The organism is Janthinobacterium sp. Bl 1 (assembly GCF_058215535.1).
In genome coordinates, this window is the sequence record NZ_CM177086.1 from 3,053,536 (window position 1) to 3,074,571 (window position 21,036).

General features: G+C 63.7%; 18 protein-coding genes. 9 read left to right on the top strand and 9 right to left on the bottom strand.

The annotated features are described in order from the left end of the window. Positions 1-4 precede the first annotated feature (4 nt). Complete coding sequence (locus AC4BCN_RS13680; protein WP_139248293.1) at positions 5-352, top strand: hypothetical protein; 348 nt, start codon at positions 5-7, stop codon at positions 350-352. Positions 353-625: 273 nt separating this feature from the next. Here AC4BCN_RS13680 and AC4BCN_RS13685 read toward each other — a convergent pair whose 3' ends face one another. Beyond that, positions 626-1,495 carry a transposase gene (locus AC4BCN_RS13685; protein ID WP_072453873.1) on the bottom strand — a complete coding sequence of 290 codons (870 nt, stop codon included), beginning with the start codon at positions 1,493-1,495 and terminating at the stop codon, positions 626-628. 418 nt (positions 1,496-1,913) lie between these two features. Between AC4BCN_RS13685 and AC4BCN_RS13690 the strand changes: the two genes are divergently transcribed. Further along, entirely contained in the window at positions 1,914-2,180 is a 267-nt protein-coding gene (locus AC4BCN_RS13690; RefSeq protein ID WP_072453872.1) for a hypothetical protein, read from the top strand. A gap of 687 nt (positions 2,181-2,867) precedes the next feature. Here AC4BCN_RS13690 and AC4BCN_RS13695 read toward each other — a convergent pair. Further along, on the bottom strand, positions 2,868-3,401 hold the full coding sequence (locus AC4BCN_RS13695; protein WP_490493515.1) for an ankyrin repeat domain-containing protein: 534 nt from the start codon (positions 3,399-3,401) through the stop codon (positions 2,868-2,870). A gap of 229 nt (positions 3,402-3,630) precedes the next feature. Between AC4BCN_RS13695 and AC4BCN_RS13700 the strand changes: the two genes are divergently transcribed. Next, entirely contained in the window at positions 3,631-3,990 is a 360-nt protein-coding gene (locus AC4BCN_RS13700; protein ID WP_490493516.1) for a cupin domain-containing protein, read from the top strand. A gap of 23 nt (positions 3,991-4,013) precedes the next feature. On the opposite strand, the gene AC4BCN_RS13705 is transcribed toward AC4BCN_RS13700, so the two are convergent. The 3 genes from AC4BCN_RS13705 to AC4BCN_RS13715 all read right to left on the bottom strand — a co-directional run bounded on the left by AC4BCN_RS13705 (position 4,014) and on the right by AC4BCN_RS13715 (position 8,390). Then, positions 4,014-5,213, bottom strand: coding sequence for a YbfB/YjiJ family MFS transporter (locus tag AC4BCN_RS13705; RefSeq protein WP_456149470.1), 1,200 nt, complete (start codon positions 5,211-5,213; stop codon positions 4,014-4,016). 220 nt (positions 5,214-5,433) lie between these two features. Next, positions 5,434-6,528, bottom strand: coding sequence for a tryptophan 7-halogenase (locus AC4BCN_RS13710; protein WP_490493517.1), 1,095 nt, complete (start codon positions 6,526-6,528; stop codon positions 5,434-5,436). After that, positions 6,525-8,390 carry a LodA/GoxA family CTQ-dependent oxidase gene (locus AC4BCN_RS13715; RefSeq protein WP_490493518.1) on the bottom strand — a complete coding sequence of 622 codons (1,866 nt, stop codon included), beginning with the start codon at positions 8,388-8,390 and terminating at the stop codon, positions 6,525-6,527. The genes AC4BCN_RS13710 and AC4BCN_RS13715 overlap by 4 nt, the downstream gene beginning before the upstream one ends. A 186-nt stretch (positions 8,391-8,576) precedes the next feature. On the opposite strand from AC4BCN_RS13715, the gene AC4BCN_RS13720 reads away from it, so the two are divergent. Together AC4BCN_RS13720 and AC4BCN_RS13725 are read left to right on the top strand one after the other, a co-directional pair. Then, a complete protein-coding gene (locus tag AC4BCN_RS13720; RefSeq protein WP_436481008.1) occupies positions 8,577-9,242 on the top strand; it encodes a response regulator transcription factor in 666 nt (221 codons plus the stop codon). Then, on the top strand, positions 9,236-10,546 hold the full coding sequence (locus AC4BCN_RS13725; protein ID WP_490493519.1) for an ATP-binding protein: 1,311 nt from the start codon (positions 9,236-9,238) through the stop codon (positions 10,544-10,546). Before AC4BCN_RS13720 ends, AC4BCN_RS13725 begins: the two co-directional genes overlap by 7 nt. A gap of 55 nt (positions 10,547-10,601) precedes the next feature. Here AC4BCN_RS13725 and AC4BCN_RS13730 read toward each other — a convergent pair whose 3' ends face one another. Together AC4BCN_RS13730 and AC4BCN_RS13735 are read right to left on the bottom strand one after the other, a co-directional pair. Further along, positions 10,602-11,240, bottom strand: a complete 639-nt coding sequence (locus AC4BCN_RS13730) for an NAD(P)H-dependent oxidoreductase (protein ID WP_070306009.1) — start codon at positions 11,238-11,240, stop codon at positions 10,602-10,604. A gap of 120 nt (positions 11,241-11,360) precedes the next feature. After that, positions 11,361-12,359 carry an aldo/keto reductase gene (locus AC4BCN_RS13735; protein WP_490493520.1) on the bottom strand — a complete coding sequence of 333 codons (999 nt, stop codon included), beginning with the start codon at positions 12,357-12,359 and terminating at the stop codon, positions 11,361-11,363. Between the two features lie 102 nt (positions 12,360-12,461). Between AC4BCN_RS13735 and AC4BCN_RS13740 the strand changes: the two genes are divergently transcribed. Beyond that, positions 12,462-13,346 (top strand): LysR family transcriptional regulator, encoded by an 885-nt coding sequence (locus AC4BCN_RS13740; protein WP_490493521.1) that lies wholly within the window; start codon positions 12,462-12,464, stop codon positions 13,344-13,346. Here the strand turns inward: AC4BCN_RS13740 and AC4BCN_RS13745 are convergent, their stop codons facing one another. Further along, positions 13,347-14,432, bottom strand: a complete 1,086-nt coding sequence (locus AC4BCN_RS13745; RefSeq protein WP_034754789.1) for an ATP-binding protein — start codon at positions 14,430-14,432, stop codon at positions 13,347-13,349. Further along, the gene (locus AC4BCN_RS13750) at positions 14,432-15,187 is read right to left on the bottom strand and encodes a response regulator (protein ID WP_070306005.1); all 756 of its coding nucleotides are present in this window, start codon (positions 15,185-15,187) and stop codon (positions 14,432-14,434) included. The genes AC4BCN_RS13745 and AC4BCN_RS13750 overlap by 1 nt, the downstream gene beginning before the upstream one ends. 133 nt (positions 15,188-15,320) lie before the next feature. On the opposite strand from AC4BCN_RS13750, the gene AC4BCN_RS13755 reads away from it, so the two are divergent. Genes AC4BCN_RS13755 through AC4BCN_RS13765 form a run of 3 tightly spaced genes read left to right on the top strand, consistent with a single transcriptional unit; the run spans position 15,321 to position 21,031 of the window. Further along, complete coding sequence (locus AC4BCN_RS13755) at positions 15,321-16,478, top strand: efflux RND transporter periplasmic adaptor subunit (RefSeq protein WP_490493522.1); 1,158 nt, start codon at positions 15,321-15,323, stop codon at positions 16,476-16,478. 33 nt (positions 16,479-16,511) lie between these two features. Continuing rightward, positions 16,512-19,658 carry a multidrug efflux RND transporter permease subunit gene (locus tag AC4BCN_RS13760; protein WP_490493523.1) on the top strand — a complete coding sequence of 1,049 codons (3,147 nt, stop codon included), beginning with the start codon at positions 16,512-16,514 and terminating at the stop codon, positions 19,656-19,658. After that, the gene (locus AC4BCN_RS13765) at positions 19,658-21,031 is read left to right on the top strand and encodes an efflux transporter outer membrane subunit (RefSeq protein WP_490493524.1); all 1,374 of its coding nucleotides are present in this window, start codon (positions 19,658-19,660) and stop codon (positions 21,029-21,031) included. The genes AC4BCN_RS13760 and AC4BCN_RS13765 overlap by 1 nt, the downstream gene beginning before the upstream one ends. Positions 21,032-21,036: the final 5 nt, after the last annotated feature.

Genomic DNA, 21,036 nt, shown 5'->3' on the forward strand with positions numbered 1-21,036 from the left:
AAAAATGGAATCAAAAGATATTGAACTAACTAATGAGATTGGACAATGTTTGTATAAGATTGCTCCAGCGGATGCAAAAATAATTTTGATGATTGCTGCCCTTTCTCCGGAAGGCGATGTCAGTCAGTTTGAATTTTATTCGAACAACGGAGTTAATGAGAGCGAGTTCTCCATCGGTGATTCGGATACGATGAAGCTCCATTACTTGGCTACCGCACATCAGAAATTCATGGTTGCTAATAATCAGCCTGCATGGACACGTTGCGAATTTACAGTAAATGTTGATGCCAATAAATTCTCTATGGAGCTGGGTTATGAGGAGGATGCATTTAGAGATGGTTCGTTGCGATAATTTATAGGTGACTTAGCATTGGCATGGCGAGGTTGTGTCGAAATGGCAAGCCCTTGTTTTCGCCGTGAAATTCTTATTGATGCTCGGGGCAGCAACACCGGGGCAGATCAGACCGCCGCATTCACGCAGTCTGCCCCAAACTGACCAGGCGGCCCAGCGTCTCCTGCGCATTCATGCTCTTGGCCAGTGAAACGGCGGTCATGCCGCGGCTGTCCACGGCATCGATGCGGGCGCCGGGTCGGCCGGGGTCAGGTCCGGTATTCGTACACGATCTCAGCCTTGGTCGTCTCGATCTGCAGCAGGTTGCGTTTTACTAAATGCCGATACGGCTCGACTGACTGTCCTGCTTGAGACGTGAAAAGCGGCGGCGATGTGGGACATGGTAAAAGCGGTTGAGAGATAGGCGCGTGCCATTGCCTCGTCTCTGTTTCTATAGAGGGCTTTGTATTGCGCTAGTGATAGCGCGACAGCGCGGCGCTGCTGCCTTGGCGTATCTTTGTATGGATCGGAGCGCTGCGATTGCTGATGTGCCGAAACGAAGGCGACATCGCCCAGAAGCATCTGGTGGCAGGTATGGATGAGCGGACTAGTTTCGCCCATCCCGGCAGCGACAAATCGAGAATAGTTGGCGACCGCCTCGTCACGCGTAGCGCCAAACTGGCTCAAGAGCCAGTCACGCGTCAACCAGCATGGAGGCATTGCATCGTCCAAAACGTAGTGATGGCTGCTCCAGTACCAGTCGTCGGGTGATGCCACCATGTGCGCCCGGACTGGATTCAAGACGATGTAGCGGGCTAATTCCAATAGATAATTTTCTTTCTGCACCAAGATGGCTTTGTAGCGGCCTTGTAATACGTGCCCGACAAGCTTGTGGCGTCGATTGAAATGCTGGGTATAAACGCCATTGAGTTGGCGCATGCCTTGTGACAGATTTGCCTCGACCGTTTCAACGAGAAGATGATAATGATTGCTCATCTGGCAGAAACTGTGCACGATAAAATGGTGCCGTTCACACACATGTTCTAATACTTCTTGCCAAGCAAGGCGATCAGTATCGTCACGATAAATTGCGCAACGCCGGTCGCCGCGCGAAGTAACGTGGTAGAGAGCACCGGTAAACTCAAGTCGTAGTGGTCGCGTCATACGGTACAGGATATCTGAGCCTTATGCATTGGCACTGAAATTGCGCAGAGGTTTTAGGTTGGGTATGGCTGGGGCCGTGTCGGAATGGCGGACCTGACCCCGCCTCTTTGAGTGATGAGGCGTACGTTTTTGCAGAAAGAAAAGCAAGAACTAGCCAGCAGTTTGTAGATGCGACAGCTACCGCAACAACTGGGAGAGCCCAGGTTGAAATTCCATTGCGCGATATTTTTGGTGATAATTTCAGGAATTACGTTAATGGCGTTACGCGATATGGCCCAAAGAATGCGCCGCTCGGTTCGGGAAATACAGTCTTTGGCAATGATTCCTATATGATCACTCGTTATAAACAGGATGCCAACGGAAACTGGAATTTCAACACTATGTTCCCACAGCCAAAATAGCTATAAAAGGATTAATTATGAACGACTTGCCTGAGCCAATTAAATCAATCTTGCGCGACTACTGTCACGTTGAATGGTTCGAAATCAATGAACTTGCTGATGACGTCCGAAGTGGAAATAGAAAATTTGATGTGGTGGCACTTAAGGAGCAATTTGAATCAATGATTTCGGAAGAAAATGATATAACGCAACTCGTGAATTCGCTTACGTTCAATGAGTTTGTTTCAATGGATGAGGTGCGTTCTTGGTTGCGTGAAATATATTCCGTAGTGTTTCCGAAGTAACGGAAAACGGAGAGGCCGGGGTCAGGTCCGGCATTCGTACACGATCTCAGCCTTAGTCGTCTCGATCTGCAGCAGGTTGCACGCGGGCGGGGTCAGGTCCGACTTTTGTACACGGTCTCAACCTTTGCCGTCTTGATCGACAGCAAGTTGCGCTTTATTAAATGCCAATACGGCCCGACTGACTGTCTTGCTCGACACGTGAAAAGCGGCGGCGATGTGGGACATGGTAAAAGCGGTTGACAGATAAGCGCGTGCCATGGCCTCGTCTCTGTCGCTATAGCGTGCGTGATACTGCGCGCGTGACAGTGTGACAGCGCGGTGCTGCTGCCTTGGCGCATCTTTGAATGATTGGACCACTGCGATTGCTGATGTGCTGAAATGAAGGCGGCGTCGCCCAGAAGAATCTGATGGCTGCTGTGAGTGAGTGGACTTTCCTCTCCTCTCGCGCCCGCGACAAACTGGCAATGACGGGTTTTGCTGGTGAGGGTATTGTTGAGGGTATCGGCAACTGAATGGTTTGGAAATCACTGAAAAATCAAGCGCTTAGCCACCTCGTTGACCATCGAGTGGGAATAATCTCCCGTCCAGAACCTTAGGCTAATGCCGGGTCAATGAAACAGCTAAGCTCTGGCTATTAGGTTTTTTTGCCTAGTGGCCGTCGCAAACTACTGGCGATATCTGCATCGGCTATGCCATCTGCCCCAAGCTGATCAGCCGGGCCGAAGTCTCCTGCGCATTCATGCTCTTGGCCAGTTGAACGGCAGTCATGCCGCGGCTATCCACGGCATCGATGCGGGCGCCGTGTTGCAGTAGCAGGTCGAGGATAGTGAGGCGGTTGAACATGGCGGCCATCATCAACGGTGTCTTGCCGTCCGGGCTGGCGCCTTCCACATTCGCGCCGTGCTTGAGCAGCAGCTCGGCGATGTCCAGGTAGCCTTTGTAGGCCACGCCGGCCAGCGGTGTCTGGCCCTGGTCGTTGGGGACGTTGGCGTCGGCGCCCGCTTCGAGCAGCAGGCGCGACGTTTCCAGGTGGCCATGGTAGCTGGCCAGCATGATCAGGCTGTCGCCTTTTTCGTTGCGGAAGTTGACCGGCACGCCTTGGGCAAGCATGGCGCCCAGTTGTTGCGTGTCGCCTTCGCGCACCAGGGCAAACAGGCCTTGGATGAATTCCAGGGTTTCGGAATCTATCGTTGGGGGGAGTTTTCGTGCATCGGTGTTCATCGTGTTCTTTCTGCGAAGGTTAAATGGATATTGAAGTAGTGGCCGGGAAGTGTCAATTGTACGAGTCCGGCTTCTCACTTGAGGCAAATGCAACAAGGTGCTCCGCTTGTAAATTTCCATTATTAAACTATATTGGAAAATGATGTGATTTTTATATCATGTCAGTTATTCCGATTCGGAAATTGAATACTTCCAGAAATTCCAAAAGGGGGGACGAGTCATGAGTGCAATGTTAGAAAAGAAATCCATGGATACGCCGGACGAAGTGCGTCCATTCAAGGACGGGGCAGGTCGGATGGCTGTCTTTACGCTAGGCGAACAGACCATGGGGCGCGGCGAATTTGAGCCTGGCTGGCGTTGGAGCCTGCATGTCAAACCGATTGCGGGAACGGATTCGTGCCAGGCAGCGCATACCGGCATGGTTCTCGAGGGGCGGATGGTGGTACGGATGAATGATGGCGCCGAAATGGAATATGGACCGGGTGACGTCTTCTATATGCCACCGGGACATGATGCCTGGGTCATTGGAGATCAGCGTTGTGTCCTGTTCGATGTCACCGGTGTCGCAAGGTATGCCAAACCGCAATAAGGGCGGCAGCTGAAGACAGCCGCTCACGCGCCCGCCGCCAGCGCCTTTTGCCGCGATGCCAATGCGGCGCCGATGAAGAGGGCGATGGCCGAGGCGATCAAGCCCCGCTCCAGTCCGGCGGGGCCGTCGGCGATCCAGCCGACGACGATGGGGCCGACGATCTGGCCCAGCGCGAATACCGTCGTGTAGGCGCTGATGCCGGCCGTCCAGGATTGCGGTGGCAAGTTATGCCGCACGAGGGCCGTGGTTGACGCCACCACCGACAGAAACACTGCGCCGAAGACGAGGCCCGAAATGAACACGACGGGCGCAAAGCTCGTCAGTGCGGGCAGGATCGTAACTGCGCCCAGCACGCCGTTCAATATCGCCAGCGATTCGCCGCCCTTGTAGCGGTCGAGCATGCGCGCCCAGATGCGCGACGACGCTACCACCGCCAGCCCCAGCAAGGTGTAGAACACGGTGATCAGGGTGGCGCTCATGCCTTGCTGCTTGAGCAGGGCGATGACGAAGGTCATGTAGCCGATGTAGCCGACGCCAAACATGAAGTAGCCGGCCAGACTGGGGGCAAAGTCGCGCCAGGCGAAGCGCCGCGGCGTGTCGAGGGCGCGCGGCGCTTCGCCGATCGCCTTCGCCGGCACGGCCATGATGGCGGTGGCGGCCAGGCAGGCTAGCCCCAAGGCCAGCCACGGCCATTGCCAGGCATGCGCGGCGCCGTGGTCTTGCGCAGCGGCCAATGCGGCTGGCACCAGCAGGGCCGACAGTGCAATACCAAAACCCGTGCCGCCGTAATACAGGCCGATGTAGAAGCCGGCGCGCTGGCTGTGCATGGAACCGAGCCGTGCCGCCAGCACGCCGCCGGCGATGAAAATGAAGGCGCTGGCCACGCCCGCGCACACGCGCTGCAGGAACAGGGTGGTCGTGTCGCTGACGAGGCCCGACATCAGCATGAAGATGCTGGCCAGCACGGAACCAATGATGAGCAAGCGCCACACGCCCAGGCGGCGCATCAGCGCCGGCGTGGCCAGGGCGCCGAGAAAATAGCCGAGCGCATTAAACGTGTTCATGGCCCCGGCCAGCAGGTAGGACCAGCCCAGGTCGTCACGCATGGGCGGCAGCAGCAAGCCATAGGAAAAGCGCGACAGGCCCAGGGCGACGGCGGCGCCCAGCGACAGCGCCAGCGCGGTGAACAGCGGATGGGACGGGGAATGATCGTGTGTCGGCATGTCCAGGATACCCGTCTATATGAAAAGCGTGGAGTTGGCGCCGGGGCAGGCCGGCGGGCAAGGTCTGTGCGGGACAGTGGCATAGGGCGCTGACGACACGCTTTTTTACTGCCAAGTTAGCGAATCGTGCCTGGGAAGTCAAGCAGGGACGTGCCTGGACATGGCGGGAGGCAATGCGATTTTTCTATCATTGCTTGTGGAGATTCGCCTTTCGCGCCAGCTAGAGCGCCGGGACGCGCCGGCTCCAGAACGGCGCCATCGGCCAGCGCGTTTCCTGGCCATAGCAATATGCCAGGTGCCGTTCGTACGCCCCGCCGATGGCCGCCAGTTCCCCATTGTAGTCTTGGCAGGCTTGCAGTTCGCCCTGCAGCGTGCGGTCGGCTGCCTCGGCGGCGGCCAGGCCCGTATACAGGGCGTTGAAGATGCCTTGCGACGACAGCGGATCGAAGCTCAGGGCGGCGTCGCCGACGGCGAACCAGCCTGGGCCGGCGCCGGCGTCCAGGCTGGCCGTATGCGCGGGCGTCGCCATGGCGAGCGTATCGGCCGCATAGCCTTGCTGCTCCAGCAATTCCCCCGTAGCGGGCTGCCGGCGCGCCGCCGCTTCCAGCCAGCCGGCGTCGCGCAAGGCGCTGCTGGCAAGCAAGTCCGCATCCGTATGCAGGGCCAGCACGCGGCGCTGGCCGGGCAGGGGGGCGCTGTACCACCAGCCGTATTCGCAAGCCTCGATGTGGGCAAAGCCCCGTGCCGATGGCGTGCGGTCGTGTCCGTATTGCCATACTGAAACCAGCCGGTCGCCGCGCTGGCGCCGCGCCCCGACTTTGCGGGCCAGCCGGGCGCTGCGTCCCGTGGCATCGATGACGATGCGCGCGGCCGCGTCGCAAGGGCCATGCTGCGTTTGCAGCCGTACTCTCCAGCCGCCATTTTCCGGCGTGATGCCCGCGAGTGTGGCCGAGGCCAGCAGGGCGGCGCCGCGCCGGCGCGCTTCGTCGCGCAGCCACAGGTCGAAGGTGCCGCGCGCCAGGTGCCAGCCGTGGCCATCGGGATCGCTGAGGAAATGGTGTTCCGTCCATGCGCCGTTCCACCAGGCGCGGTTGCCGTGGTAGGGCGCATGGCCCTGCCGCAGGAAGGCGTCAAGCAAGCCCATGTCCTGCAGCAGGCGCGCGGTGGCCGGCGGCAACGATTCGCCGATGCGCGCCAGCGGCGCGGCCAGCCGGTCGACCAGCAACACCCGGTGCCGCCCCGCCAGGTTCAGGGCGGCCGTGGCGCCGGCCGGACCGGCGCCGACGATGAGCACGTCGGCCTGCAGCAAGGTCACAAGCGGTGCCGCTGCAGATGGCGCGCTTTTTCCGTGCCTTCCAGTTCGACGTCGACGAACTCGTCCGGTATGGCTGTCGCCGCGCGCAGCTGGTGCTTGCCGGCTATCGGCTGCGGCAGGTTTTCCACCTGCAGGAAGGCGGGGAAGCCGGTCACGTCCGCAGGGCCGGGGCGCACCTCGACCACGCCCACTTGCGCCAGGTCGGCGATCATGTTGTTGATCTGCTCTTCATAGCTGATGTTGCCCAGCGGACGTATCCACGCGGCGCGCCGGGCGAAGGCGGCCAGGCGGTCGTCGACGGGTACTTCGCGGTTCATCACCGTGTCGTAGGCCAGCTTGCTCATCACCTGGTTCGGCACGCGCGCGGGCCAGAACGTGGGCACATAGGGATCGTAATCGGACTGGTAGCCGGAGCGGCAGCTGGCCGTGTCCGTCTGCCATGGCACGGCCATCCAGCGCGTCACGCCGCCCGCGATTTGCGCCGAGCAGGGGCTGCCGATATTGTCCGGCGTCAGGACGGCGCCGTAATCGGGCTCGACCCAGCCCGGCGGCCGGTGCGCCAGGCGGAACGGCGCGCTGTACATGCTGGCCTGGCGCATGGGCCAGGTCATTTCGCAGCCCGGGTGGAAGGCGTCGGCCAGGCAGAATTCCATGGCCGCGCGCAGCAGGGTGTCCGGTTGCTGCGCCACGTCCACGTCGGCCAGGCTTTGCGGCGGCGTCTTGCCGGGCGCGTAATCGGCCGTGAATTCGCCGGCCGCCCATTGCTTCAGGAAGCGCAATTGCAGATTGCTCAGCGCGCAGTTCTGGCGCGGCGTGTCTGCCGGCGGGATGGCCATCGCATCGCCATACAGCCACGGCCACGGCGATGGCGCCCAGGCGTCGCGCTCGAACTGGCGGAACTGGTTATAGATGACGTTGCGCCACTCCCTGCGGTTTTCGGACGGGCTGGCCAGGCGCGCCATCCACTCGTCGCGGCTGAACGGCGTGCTGCCATCCCAGCCGAAGGCGGCCGCGAAGCCCGCGTTGACCCATTGCAGGTTGGACAGGCGCTCGAAAATGGGGCGGATATCGTCCTGGAACGAGGGAACGGCAGGTGCGGCAATTTTGCCTTCGGAAACAAACAAGTCGCGCATCAAGTCCCACATGGTGCGCACGGACTTTTGCTGCGGCGCGTAATCGGGCGGGGCGACGACCACCCAGGCCATGTCGACGGGCAAGGCCTGGCCCTGGTAGTGGACGGTGGCGCAGACGGGGCCGTCAGCCGTGTCGTCATGCCAGCCTTCGTTGTTGGCGAAGGTGATGGCGCGCGCGCCATTCCACGAGGCCGACTTGCCATGGCCGCCCAGCACGATCAGCCGCCCCATGGCGTCCGTGCGCAATTCGCCCAGGTAGACGGGCGTGCCCAGGAAGCTGCCGCTGTCGAAGGCCACGGCCGGCTGTTCGCTGCCGCTGATCTTGCGCTCGCCCGGCGTGATGGAAATTGCTGCGCGGTCGGTGACGGCCATATTGCGCAGGAAAGAGGGCTGAGTGACATGCGCCTCGGGAATGTCGAGCGCGATCTGGAACTGGTACCACGCCGCTTTCGTGTTGGCCAGGGTGACGGACCATTCGATGTCGGCATTGCCGGCGTTCAATTCGGCCACCGCCACGCCGGCGGCATTCAGGCCGTAGATGCGAAAGAGCGCCGCCTGGCGCTTGATGGCCCCGGACGCATCGCGGTAGTAGCCGGCCGGGCGCGCCGCCGGTTCCGGCACTTCCGGTCCCAGAAAGTATTCGCCGGGGCTGTTGCCCACGCGGGCAATGCCGATGGGCGGATAAATCGCCGCCTTGACGATGACGGTATCTTGGGTGGAACTGGACATGGCGTGCCTTTCCAGATTCGTGGAGGGAAGGAAAATATACCGCATAAAAAACGCGTCAAATGCGCACATAGTCACCGCATCGTGAATTCGTGCGAGGGGCGCCGGACACATGCAGATGCGGCTGCCAGGCCCGCTTTTTCCAGCCACGTTAAGATAGCGGTATTTTCAAGACTGCGAGAGGCCCAGGTGCGCGTGTTGCTGGTGGAAGACGATCCGATGATCGGGGAAAGCCTGGTCGAGGGCTTGCGCGGCGAGTGCTATGCCGTGGACTGGGTGCGCGACGGCCACGATGCGGAGCTGGCGCTGGCCGGTTTCGCCTACGATTTGATGCTGCTGGACCTGGGCTTGCCCGGCAAGCAGGGCATGGACGTGCTGCGCGCCATGCGTGCGCGGGGCGCCGAGTTGCCCGTGCTGATCATCACGGCGCGCGACGGCACGCCGGCCCGCGTCGACGGGCTCGACAGTGGCGCCGACGATTACCTGGTCAAGCCCTTCGACCTCGACGAGCTGCTGGCGCGCATCCGCGCCTTGCTGCGGCGCCGGGTCAGCCGTTCGCGCTCCGTCATCGAGCATGGCGCGCTGATCCTCGACCTGGCCAGCCACGACGTGACGTTCGAGGGGGAACTGATCAAATTGCCGCCGCGCGAGTTTTCCGTGCTGCGCGCCTTGCTCGACCATCCGGGCAAGGTGGTGTCGAAGCGCCAGCTGAGCGAAAAATTGTACGGATGGGATTGCGAAGTGGAAAGCAATACCGTCGACGTGTACGTGTACCAGCTGCGCAAGAAATTCGGCGCGGACTGCATCCAGACCGTGCGCGGGGTGGGCTACAAGATGCGGGTGGCGGCATGCTGACCATCCGCCGCCAGTTGCTGCTCGGTTTGCTGGCCGCCACCTTGCTGTGCGTGCTCGGCGCCGGCATTTCGCTGTTCCGCTCGCTGTTGGAGGAAACCAATGAACTGGCCGATTTGCAATTGCGCCAGCTGGCCGTGGCCTTGCCCGACGAGTTCGAGCCGCAGGCGGGCCTGGTCGCCGTGCAAGACCCGGAAGAAGCGTTCGTGCTGCAGGCGTGGGACGAGGACGGCCAGCCTTTGCCCGTCCTGCAGGGCCAGCCGGCATTGCCGCGCTATGCGCTGGCCGGTTTTGCCGATGTCGTGCTGCACGGCGAGGACTGGCGCCTGTACGGCGAAACGCGGCGGGGCCGCTACGTGCAGGTGGCGCAGGCACAGGCCGTGCGCGACCAGCTGGCCTGGCAGATGACCATGCGGGCTGGCGCACCGCTGCTGGTGTTCGCGCTGATCCTGGCGCTGCTGATCGTCGTCGTCGTGGGGCGTGCGCTGGCGCCGCTGCACCGGCTGGCCGAATCCGTGGCGGGACGTTCGCCGGATACGTTGACGCCGCTGGCGGCCGACGACATGCCGCCCGAACTGCGCCCCGTGGCGCTGGCGCTCAATAGTTTGATGGGCCAGTTCGAGGCGGCGCTGACGGCGCAGCGCACCTTTGTTGCCGATGCCGCGCACGAATTGCGCTCGCCGCTGACGGCGCTGAAACTGCAGCTGCAGGTGGCCGAGCGGGCTGGCAGCGAGGAAGAACGCCGCGTGGCGCTGGCGCGGCTGCACGAACGGCTGGACCGCAGCACGCATCTTGTGCGGCAACTGCTCAGCCTGGCGCGTCATGAAACGGCGCTCACGGCCAGCCAGCTGCACACGGTGGACCTGGGACAATTGCTGGAAGCGGCCGTGGCCGACCACAGCGCGCTGGCCGACAGCCGTGACATCGACCTGGGCGTGGTGGACGCGCCGCCGGCCAGAGTGCTGGTGCAAGCCGATCCCGACGGTTTGCAAGTGTTGCTGAATAACCTGATCGACAACGCCTTGCGCTACACGCAGCAGGGTGGCAGGGTCGACTTGCAGGCGGCGCTGGAAGAGGGGCGGCCCCTGCTGCGCGTGTCCGACAACGGCCCCGGCGTGCCGCAACAGCACCATGCGCGCCTGTTCGACCGCTTCTTCCGTCCCGACGGCAATGACGCCTGGGGCTGCGGCCTGGGCCTGTCCATCGTGCGCCACATCGCCGAGCACCACCAGGCTGATATCGCGCTGGCCGAAGGGGAGGCGGGGCGGGGACTGCAGGTGACGGTGCGTTTTCCGCAGGCGGCCTGAATGAAAAAAGCGGATGCCGGTGAAGGCATCCGCTTTTCAATTACGGGCGAAGCGCTTAGGCCAGCTCGGTGATGAATTGCTCGCGTGCAGGGCGCACTTTTTTCAGGTCCACCAGCCAGTCGCCTTCGTCGGCGCGGTAGCCGAGCGGCAGCATGACGACGGAACGCAGGCCTTTTTCGCGCAAGCCCAGGATCTCGTCGACCTTGGCCGGATCAAAACCTTCCATCGGCGTCGAATCGACTTTTTCCTGCGCCGCGGCGATCAGGGCCGTGCCCACGCCGATGTAGGCCTGGCGCGCCGCGTGCTGGTAGTTGGTTTCCGCATCGCGCTGAGGATACGTGGCCAGGATTTGCTGGCGGTACGCTTCCCAGCCTTCATTCTTGAAGCCGCGCACGGTGTTGACCAGGTCAAACATCTTGTTGATGCGTTCGACCGTGTAATTATCCCAGGCGGCAAACACCAGAAGATGCGAGGCGTCCGTCACTTGCGACTGGTTCCACGCATGCGGCTTGATCTGCTCGCGCAGGGCGGGATTCGTCACGACGAAGACTTCGTAAGGATGCAGTCCGCTGGAGCTGGCCGTCAGGCGCACGGCTTCCAGAATGCGCTCGACCTTGTCTTGCGGCACCGTTTTCGTCGGGTCCATTTTCTTGGTGGCGTAGCGCCATTGCAGTGTTTCGAGCAAATCGGACATGTAAATCCCTTTCATAATGAATAGTTCAGATTGGAAATGATAGCGGATTCGGGCATTTCAAGTGCAAAGGGGCAAAGAATTGCTTACCGTACTCAAGTTAGCGCACTCCAGCATGGTTGTCTACAGGCCAACCATGGCAAGCTCCACGTCCGGGTAGCGCGCACCCAGCACGCTGGCGGGCGCGATGGCGGCGCCGATGGCGGCCAGCTCGGTGTCGCTCAGTTTGATTTGCCCGGCGGCCACATTCTCTTCCAGGTGCGCCAGGCTGCGGGCGCCCGGTATCGGCACGATGTCGGTACCTTGCGCCAGCAGCCAGGCCAGCGCCAGTTGCGCCGCCGTGGCGCCGCGTGCGGCCGCCAGACGCTGCAGTTCGGCAACGAGGTGGGCATTGGCCGCCATCGCGGGAGGCTGGAAGCGGGGCAGGCTGTGGCGGTAGTCGTCTGGCGCCAGCGCGGCGCTGGAGTTCAGCTGGCCCGTCAGGAAGCCCCGGCCCAGCGGGCTGTAGGGCACGAAGCCGATGCCCATTTCCCGGCAGGCGGGCAGCACCTCGGCTTCCACGTCGCGGCTCCACAGCGAGTATTCGGACTGCACGGCCGCAATCGCATGCACGGCGTGGGCGCGGCGCAAGGTGGCGGCCGACACTTCCGACAGGCCCAGGTGGCGTACCTTGCCCGCCCGCACCAGTCCTGCCATGGCGCCCACCACGTCTTCGATGGGCACGGCGGGGTCCACGCGGTGCTGGTACAGCAAGTCGATGCACTCGATGCCGAGCCTCGACAGCGACGCTTCCACGGCCTGGACGATGTGCTCGGGGCGGCTGTCGACACCCGCCATGCGTTCCACGCCCTGGCCGTGGGGCAAGATCTTGAAGCCGAACTTGGTGGCGATGCTGACCTTGCCGCGCAGTTCCTTCAGGGCACGGCCCACCAGTTCCTCGTTGGCGTAGGGGCCGTAGACTTCCGCCGTGTCGATCAGGGTCACGCCCAGTTCCACTGCGCGGTGCAGCACGCGCAGCGAGGTGGCCTCGTCCGCGCCGCCGTAGGCAAAGCTCATGCCCATGCAGCCCAGGCCGATGGGGGCGACGCGCAAGCCGGAGTTGCCCAGTGTTCTGTGTTCCATTGTCATTCCTTTTCAAAAAAAGGATGCTAGAGTATGGGCGAAGGAACTGCATGCGATAAGATAGCTTATCCTGCATGTATTGCTGAATGAAACTCATGAATAATGGCTGACCTCAATGAATTGACGGCTTTTGCCGCCGTCGCCCGCCTGCGCAGTTTTCGCAAGGCGGCCCTGGAGCGTGGCGTGTCCGCCTCCGCCCTCAGCCATGCGCTGCGCGCGCTGGAAGAGCGGCTGGGCGTGCGCCTGCTGAACCGCACTACGCGCAGCGTCACGCCGACGGAGGCGGGACAGCTGCTGCTGGCGCGGCTGGCGCCGGCCATGCGCGAAATCGACGATGCCTTGCTGGACCTGAGCACCTTGCAGGATGTGCCTGCAGGCAAGCTGCGCCTGAACGTGCCCCGTCCCGCCGCCCGGCTGCTGCTCGCGCCCATGCTGGCCAGTTTTGTCGCCCGTTATCCGCGCGTGCAGGTGGAAGTGGTGACCGACGACGGCATGATCGATATCGTGCGCGATGGTTTTGACGCGGGCATCCGCTTCGGCGAGCAGGTGGCGGCCGACATGATCGCCGTGCCTGTCGGCGCGCCGCAGCCGTTCGTGGTGGTGGCATCGCCCGCCTACCTGGCCGCGCATGGCGCACCAAGCACGCCGCGCGCGCTGCTGACCCACGCCTGCATAGGCCGGCGTTTTCCCAGCGGGCGCCAGTATGCGTGGGAGTTCGAGCAGGCAGGCGAGGGCTTCAGCATCGCCGTCGGCGGCCCGCTGGTGTTCGACGATGATGAATTGATGCTGCGCGCGGCCCGCGATGGCGCGGGGCTGGCGTATGTGTACGAGGCCGATGCGCACGCCGATATCGCGGCGGGGCGCCTGGCGTGCGTGCTGGAGCATTGCCTGCCGCCGCCGCCCCGTTACTTCCTGTACTACCCGAGCCGGCGGCAGATGCCAGCCGTCCTGCGCGCTTTTGTCGACATGCTGCGCGCGCCGGCGTAGTTAGCCGGCGGGCGGCGGTGCCGCATGCTCGACCGGCCACTTGATGGTGAACAGACTCCCGCCAGCCTTGCCACGCGTGCAGACGGCGCTGCCGCCGTGGGCGCGCGCGATGGCTTCGACCACGGCCAGCCCCAGGCCGCTGCCCGCGTTCAGGTCGACCCTGGCGCTGTCGCCGCGGCGGAATGCTTCGAACACGTGCGGCGCCAATTCCTCGGCAATGCCGGGGCCCGCATCTTCGACGCTCAGATAGTACTGGCCGGCCAGCACGCGGGTGCGCACGCGCAGCAGGCCCGGATGCGCATAGCGGCGCGCGTTATCGAGCAGGGCCAGCACGATTTGCCGGATGCGCGCCGCGTCGCAGCAGACGGGATGGTCGGACAGGTGCAGCTGCAAGGTAAAACCGGCCGCTTCCATTTCCTGCGCCAGCAACCGGCCCACTTCCTCGATTTCCAGGGTCAGGTCCGTCCACGCCATGCGCAGTTGCATGTGGCCGCTGTCGGCCAGGCTCAGGGTGCGCAAGTCCTCGATCAGGCGGCCCAGGTCTTCCACTTGCGCCAGCAGGCTGGAAAACGGCACTTCCTCGGGCTTGAAGACGCCATCGACGACGCCTTGCAAGGTGCCGCGCAGGATGGTTACGGGCGTGCGCAGTTCGTGCGCGATGGCCGCATTCCACGTTTCGCTTTCCTGCGCACCCCGCTGCAGGCGCTCGGCCATGCTGTTGAAATCGTCGACCAGCATGGCCGTCTCGCCCAGGCTGCGGTCGCCGGCAAACGCGCGCGCGGACAGGTCGCCATGGGCCACGCGGCGCACGCTGTCCATCACGGAATTGATCGGTTTCAGGATGCGCGAAGCCAGCTTGATGGCGAAAAACGCGGCCAGGCACAGGCCGAAGATGGTGATGGCAAAGATCCACAGCCACTCGACCGTGCTGGGTGACCAGTCGTCTGGCTCGGACAGCATGCCGGGATCGATCTTGAAGGCGATGGCGAAGAAGGTCCAGGAGCCGATCCAGATGATCAGGATGCTGCACACCATCAGCACGGACATCGACAGGATGATCTGCCGGTTCAAGCCTGTGAAACGCATCAGAGCTCGCTTTCGAGACGGTAGCCCACGCCGCGCAGGCTGGCCGGCATGTTCATCACGCCCGCTTCTTCCAGCTTCTTGCGCAGCTTGCTGACGTGGCTGTCCACCGTGCGTTCCATCGAATTGCTCTCGGGCATGCACGACTCGAGCAATTCCAGGCGGCTGCAGACGCGACGCGGTGTGCGTGCCAGGTGCGCCAGCAGGCGGAACTCCGTCAACGTCAGGCTGAGCATGAGAGGCTGGGCCATGCCATCGTGCAGCACGCTGGCCACATACGTTTCCTGGTCGATTTCGATGGGGCCGCAGCGCAGGCGCTGGCCGCCCACCGGATGGTGGCGCACGCGCGAGCGGCGCAGCACGGCGGCCACGCGGGCAACCACTTCGGCCGGATTGAAGGGCTTGATGATGTAGTCGTCGGCGCCCACGCGCAAGGCGGCCAACTTGTCCGCATCCTGGTCGCGCGCCGTCAGCATGATGACGGGCGTTTCGCCGCGCCGGCGTACTTCCGCCAGCACGCCCCAGCCATCGACACGGGGCATTTGCACGTCGAGCAGCAGCAGGTCCGGCGCCAATGCCAGGTGCTGGTTCAGCGCTTCCTGGCCATCGTGCGCGAAGGCCGTGCGGTAGCCGTCGCGCTCGAGGTAACCGGCGAGGATGCGGGCGATTTGCGGTTCATCTTCGGCGATCAGGACGAGGGCGGAAGGCGGCGTGGTGGCAAGGAAGGAGGGCTGGCTGGCGCTGTGATGATAGTTCATGCAATTAGTCTAGCATTCTTCGCTGTCTCCATCGAATCTCCACATTTCTTTGACGGAACATCCACGCAAGGCTTTTATGCTGCGGCTATCTGTCGACCGGACCGCCGGTTGGGATCTGCCATAGAGAAAGACCATGCATCCGAGCCACCTCACCAAGAAAAACATGTTGATCGCCGCGGCACTGCTCAGCCTTGCCGCCTGTTCCAAACCCGCGCCGGAAGAAGGCGCCGCGCCGCCCGCCGCCGTCACCGTGCTCAAGCTGCAGGCGGCGCCCGTCGTCCTCAGCGATGAATTGCCGGGCAGGGTGGCCGCCTTCCGCACGGCCGATATCCGCCCGCAGGTGGGCGGCATCGTGCTGCGCCGCCAGTTCGAGCAGGGCGCCGAAGTGAAAGCGGGGCAGAAGCTGTTCCAGCTGAACCCGGCGCCATTCCAGGCGGACGTCGATTCGGCCGCCGCCTCCTTGCAGCATGCGGTGGCCACGGCGAAGCGCGCCAGCAGCCAGGCCGACAGGTTAAAACCGCTGGTCGAGGCGGACGCCATCAGCCGCCAGGCGTATGACGACGCCGTGGCCCAGCGAGAGCAAGCCGTGGCCACCGTGGCGCAGGCGCGTGCCGCCCTGGCGCGCCGCCGCCTGGACCTGGCTTTTGCCAGCATCGAGGCGCCGATTGCCGGGCGCATCGGCTCCGAACTGGTGACGGAAGGCGCGCTCGTGGGCCTGGCCGATGCGACGCCGATGGCGCGCATTCAGCAGATCGACAAGGTGTACGTCGACGTGCGCCAGCCGGCCGCCGCGCTGGCAGCCTTGCAAGCCTCGGGCAACGGGGGAGCGGACAAGCTGCCCGTGACCATTTTAGGCGCCGATGGCCAGCCGCATCCCGTCACGGGCCGCATCCTGTTCTCGGGCATCAGCGTCGATGCGGGCACGGGCGACGCCGTCATCCGCGTGCTGGTCGACAATCCGCAGCGCCAGCTCTTGCCAGGCATGTTCGTGCGTGCGCGCATCGCCCGCGCCGTGCAGGCAAATGGCGTGCTGCTGCCGCAGCAAGCCGTCTTGCACAGCAGCGGCGGCCAGGCGCAGGCCTGGGTGCTCGATGGCACGAACAAAGCGAGCCTGAAAACGATCGCCGTGGGCGACGTGATCGACCACCAGTACGTGGTCAACGGCGGCCTGAAAGCGGGAGAAACCGTCGTCATCGAAGGCCAGGAGCGCCTGCAGCCGGGCGCCACTGCCGCGCCGCAACCGTGGAAGCCGGCCGCCGTTGCCACCGCCACCGTCGTCAGTGCGCATTGATGCGCTACTCGAATACAATGAAAGTTTAACGACATGCCTCAATTTTTCATCAACCGCCCCGTCTTTGCGTGGGTGGTGGCGGTCTTCATCGTCCTGTTCGGACTGATCGCCATACCGCAATTGCCGATTGCGCGCTTCCCTTCGGTGGCGCCACCCAGCGTCAGCATCAGCGCCAACTACCCCGGCGCCACGCCGCAAACCATGAACGATTCCGTGGTGGGCCTGATCGAACGCGAACTGTCGGGCGTCAAGCACCTGCTGTATTTCGAGTCGTCCACCGATACGTCGGGCTCGGCCTCGATCACCGTCACCTTCCAGCCGGGAACGAACCCGGAAATGGCACAGGTGGACGTGCAAAACCGCCTGAAAGCCATCGAGCCGCGCCTGCCGCAAGCCGTGCGGCAAAATGGCTTGACGGTGGAGTCGGCGTCGTCCGGCTTCCTGATGATCGTCAGCCTGATTTCCGACAATGGCCAGCATGACGAAGTAGCGCTGGGCGACTACCTGGCGCGCAACGTGACGGAAGAACTGCGCCGCATTCCCGGCGTGGGCAAGGTGCAGCTGTTCGGCTCCGAGCGGGCCATGCGCATCTGGGTCGATCCGGCCAAGCTGGTGTCGTACAACATCGCCATGGGCGAACTGACGGCGGCCATCGCGCAGCAAAATGCGCAGATCGCCCCGGGCCGCCTGGGCGACTCACCCGCCGTACACGGCCAGCGCGTGACCATCCCGCTGACGGTGCAGGGCCAGCTGCAAACGCCGGCCGAATTTGCCGCCATCGTCCTGCGCGCGAATGCGGACGGCTCGAAAGTGACGATCGGCGACGTGGCGAAAGTGGCGCTGGGCGCGCAAAGCTTCAACTTCAGCATCCGCGAAAACGGGCAAGCCGCGTCGGGCGCCGCCATCATGCTGTCGCCCGGTGCCAACGCCGTGCAGACGGCCAGTGCCGTGCGTGCGCGCATGGCCGAACTGGCGCACACCATGCCGGCCGGGATCAAATATTCGGTACCGTTCGATACGGCGCCGTTCGTGAAAATCTCGATCGAGAAGGTCGTCATCACCTTGCTGGAAGCGATGGTGCTGGTCTTCCTCGTCATGTATCTGTTCCTGCAAAAGATACGCTATACGCTGATTCCCGCCATCGTCGCGCCGATCGCCCTGATGGGCACTTTCACGGTCATGCTGATGGCCGGCTATTCCGTCAACGTGCTGACCATGTTCGGCATGGTGCTGGCCATCGGCATCATCGTCGATGACGCCATCGTCGTGGTGGAAGCCGTCGAGCGCCTGATGGCGACAGAAGGCTTGTCGCCGAAGGAAGCGACGTCGAAAGCGATGCGCGAAATCACCGGGGCGGTAGTGGGCATCACCCTGGTGCTGACGGCCGTGTTCATTCCGATGGCGCTGGCCAGCGGCTCCGTCGGTGCGATCTACCGCCAGTTCACGCTGGCCATGGCCGTGTCCATCCTGTTCTCGGCGTTCCTGGCCTTGACCCTGACGCCGGCCCTGTGCGCCACCATGCTCAAACCGATAGGCCCGCACGACCATGACAAGAAGGGCTTCTTCCTGTGGTTCGACCGCGGTTTTGAGCGCATGACGGCGCGCTATGAAAAGGGCGTGGTGGCGATGGTGAAACGCGCGGGCCGCTCGATGGTGCTGTATGGCGCCATCGTTGCAGCGCTGGGCGTCGCTTTCATGCAGCTGCCGTCGGCCTTTTTACCGGAAGAAGACCAGGGATACTTCATCACCTCGATCCAGCTGCCGTCCGACGCGACGATGGAGCGCACGCTCGACGTCGTCAAGCTGTACGAGCAGCACGTGGCCACGCGGCCCGGCATCGAAGTGAACCAGTCTATTCTCGGCTTCAGCTTTTCCGGCGCGGGCCCGAATGCGGGCCTGGCGTTCACCATGCTGAAGGACTGGAAACAGCGCAACGGCGCCACGGCGCAGGAAGAAGTGGCGCTGGCGCAGGCGGCCATGTCGCAGGCCAAGGAGGGCATGATCATGAGCCTGATGCCGCCCGCCATCGATGAACTGGGCAACTCGTCCGGCTTTTCCATGCGCCTGCAAGACCGCGCCAACCAAGGTGTCGCGGCCATGCAGGCGGCGCAGAACCAGTTGCTGGGACTGGCCGCGCAAAGCAGCAAGGTGGCGGGCGTGTATCCGGACGGCTTGCCGCCCGGCGCCAGCGTGCGCCTCGACATCGACCGCACCAAGGCCGAAGCGCTGGGCGTGTCGTTTACGGCGATTGCCGACATGCTGACGGCGGCCATGGGCTCGACCTATGTCAACGATTTCCCCAACGCCGGCCGCATGCAGCAGGTGATCATCCAGGCCGATGCGCCGTCGCGCATGCAGTTGAACGACGTGCTGGCCCTGCGCATCCGCAATAATGCGGGCGGCATGGTGGCGCTGGGTGAACTGGTGCGCCCCGTATGGAGCGAATCGCCGCTGCAGCTGGTGCGCTACCAGGGTTATCCTGCGGCCCGCATTTCGGGCAGCGCGGCGCCGGGCGTATCGAGCGGCGACGCCATGCTGGAAATGGAACGGCTCGTGAAACAGCTGCCACCGGGCTTCGCGCTGGCGTGGACGGGCCAGTCGCTGCAAGAGAAGGAATCGGCCTCGCAGGCACCGATGCTGATGGCGCTGTCGATGCTGGTGGTCTTCCTCGTGCTGGCGGCCCTGTATGAAAGCTGGTCGATTCCCGTCTCCGTTATGCTGGTCGTGCCGCTGGGATTGCTGGGCGCCGTGCTGGCCGTCATGTTGCGCGGCATGCCGAACGACGTGTTCTTCAAGGTGGGCATGATCACGATCATCGGCCTGTCGGCGAAGAATGCCATTTTGATCGTCGAATATGCGCGCCAGCTGCAGGCGCAAGGCAAGGGATTGGTCGAAGCGACGGTGGAGGCGGCCCGCTTGCGCTTGCGCCCGATTTTGATGACGTCGCTGGCGTTTGCGCTGGGCGTGGTGCCGCTGATGCTGGCCACGGGCGCCAGCGCCGAGACGCAGCACGCGATCGGCACGGGCGTGTTTGGCGGCATGATCACCGCCACCGTGCTGGCCGTGTTTTTCGTGCCCGTGTTTTTTGTCGTGGTGCTGGGCGCCGTCGACAAGATGAGCAGCTATTTCAACAAACGCAGTAACCGCATCGCCGTCAAGGCGGTGGAAGGAGAGTTGTAATGCGTTTATTCTTTATCACGCCCCTGGCCGCGCTGGCCTTGTCGGCGTGTTCATTGACGCCGCCGCTGGTCAAGCCGGCGGCGCCGATCCCTGCAGCGTATGCCGAGGTTTCCGCACCGGGCAGTGTGGACACTGCGGCGGACCTGGGCTGGCGCCAGATGCTGCTCGATGCGCGCCTGCAGCGCCTGGTCGGCATTGCGCTGGAAAACAACCGCGATTTGCGCGTGGCGGCCCTCAACGTGGAAGCCGTGCGGGCCCAGTACCAGATCCAGGATGCGGGCCGCTATCCGGCCATCGGCGCGAATGCGGGCGGCGTGCGCCAGCGCGGCGCCGATGCGGTCACGCAAAACCAGTTCACGGCCGGCATTGCCATGAGCGCGTTCGAGATCGACCTGTTCGGCCGCCTGCGCTCCCTGTCGGACGCCGCGTTTGCCCGCTACCTGGCCACGCAGCAGGGCCAGCGCGCCGCGCACATGGCCCTGATCGGCGCCGTAGCCGATGCGTATCTGGAACAGCGGCTGGCGGAAGAGCAGCTGGCGCTGGCGCGGCAAACCCTGCTCGACTGGCGCCAGGCGCTGGTGCTGACGCAGCGCCTGCACGGCGCGCAGCAGGGCAGCGGCCTGGACGTGGCGCAGGCGGAAGGGCAGGCCGCGACGGCGGAAGCGGACGTGCAGGCGCGCGAACGGGCCAGTGCCCTGGCGCGCAACAACCTGGAATTGCTGCTGGGCGCGCCGCTGCCCGCCGATTTGCCGGCTGGCCGCGCACTTGATGGCCAGCCCGTGCTGACGCAGCTGCCGCCCGGCCTGCCGTCGGACTTGCTGGCGCGCCGCCCAGACATCCTGCAGGCGGAATATGCGCTGGTGGCGGCGAATGCGGAAATCGGCGCCGCGCGCGCCGCCTTCTTCCCGCGCCTGTCCCTGACGGCGTCGCTGGGTTTTGCCAGCCCGGAGCTTGGTGACCTGTTCCGCGGCAGCGCGCGCAGCTGGTCGTTCGCGCCGCAAGTGACGCAGCCACTGTTCCAGGGCGGCCAGCTGCGCGCGGAATTGCAGCTGTCGCGCTTGCGCAAGGACGTGGCCGTGCTGCAGTACGAGCAGGCGATCCAGGCGGCGTTTCGTGAGGTGCGCGACGGCCTGGCCGGCAGCGCCACGTATGCGCAGCAGATCGATGCCCAGCAGCGCGTGGTGGTGGCGGCGCAGCAGCGCCAGCGCCTGTCGCAGCTGCGCTACGACGCGGGCCAGGACAGCCGCCTGGAATTGCTCGACGCGCAGCGCCAGTCGTATGCGGCCCAGCAAGCCTTGCTCGACGCACGGCGCGACCAGTTCAAGTCGGCCGTGGCCTTGTACAAGGCGCTGGGGGGAGGGCTGGAGGAGTAGGCGCC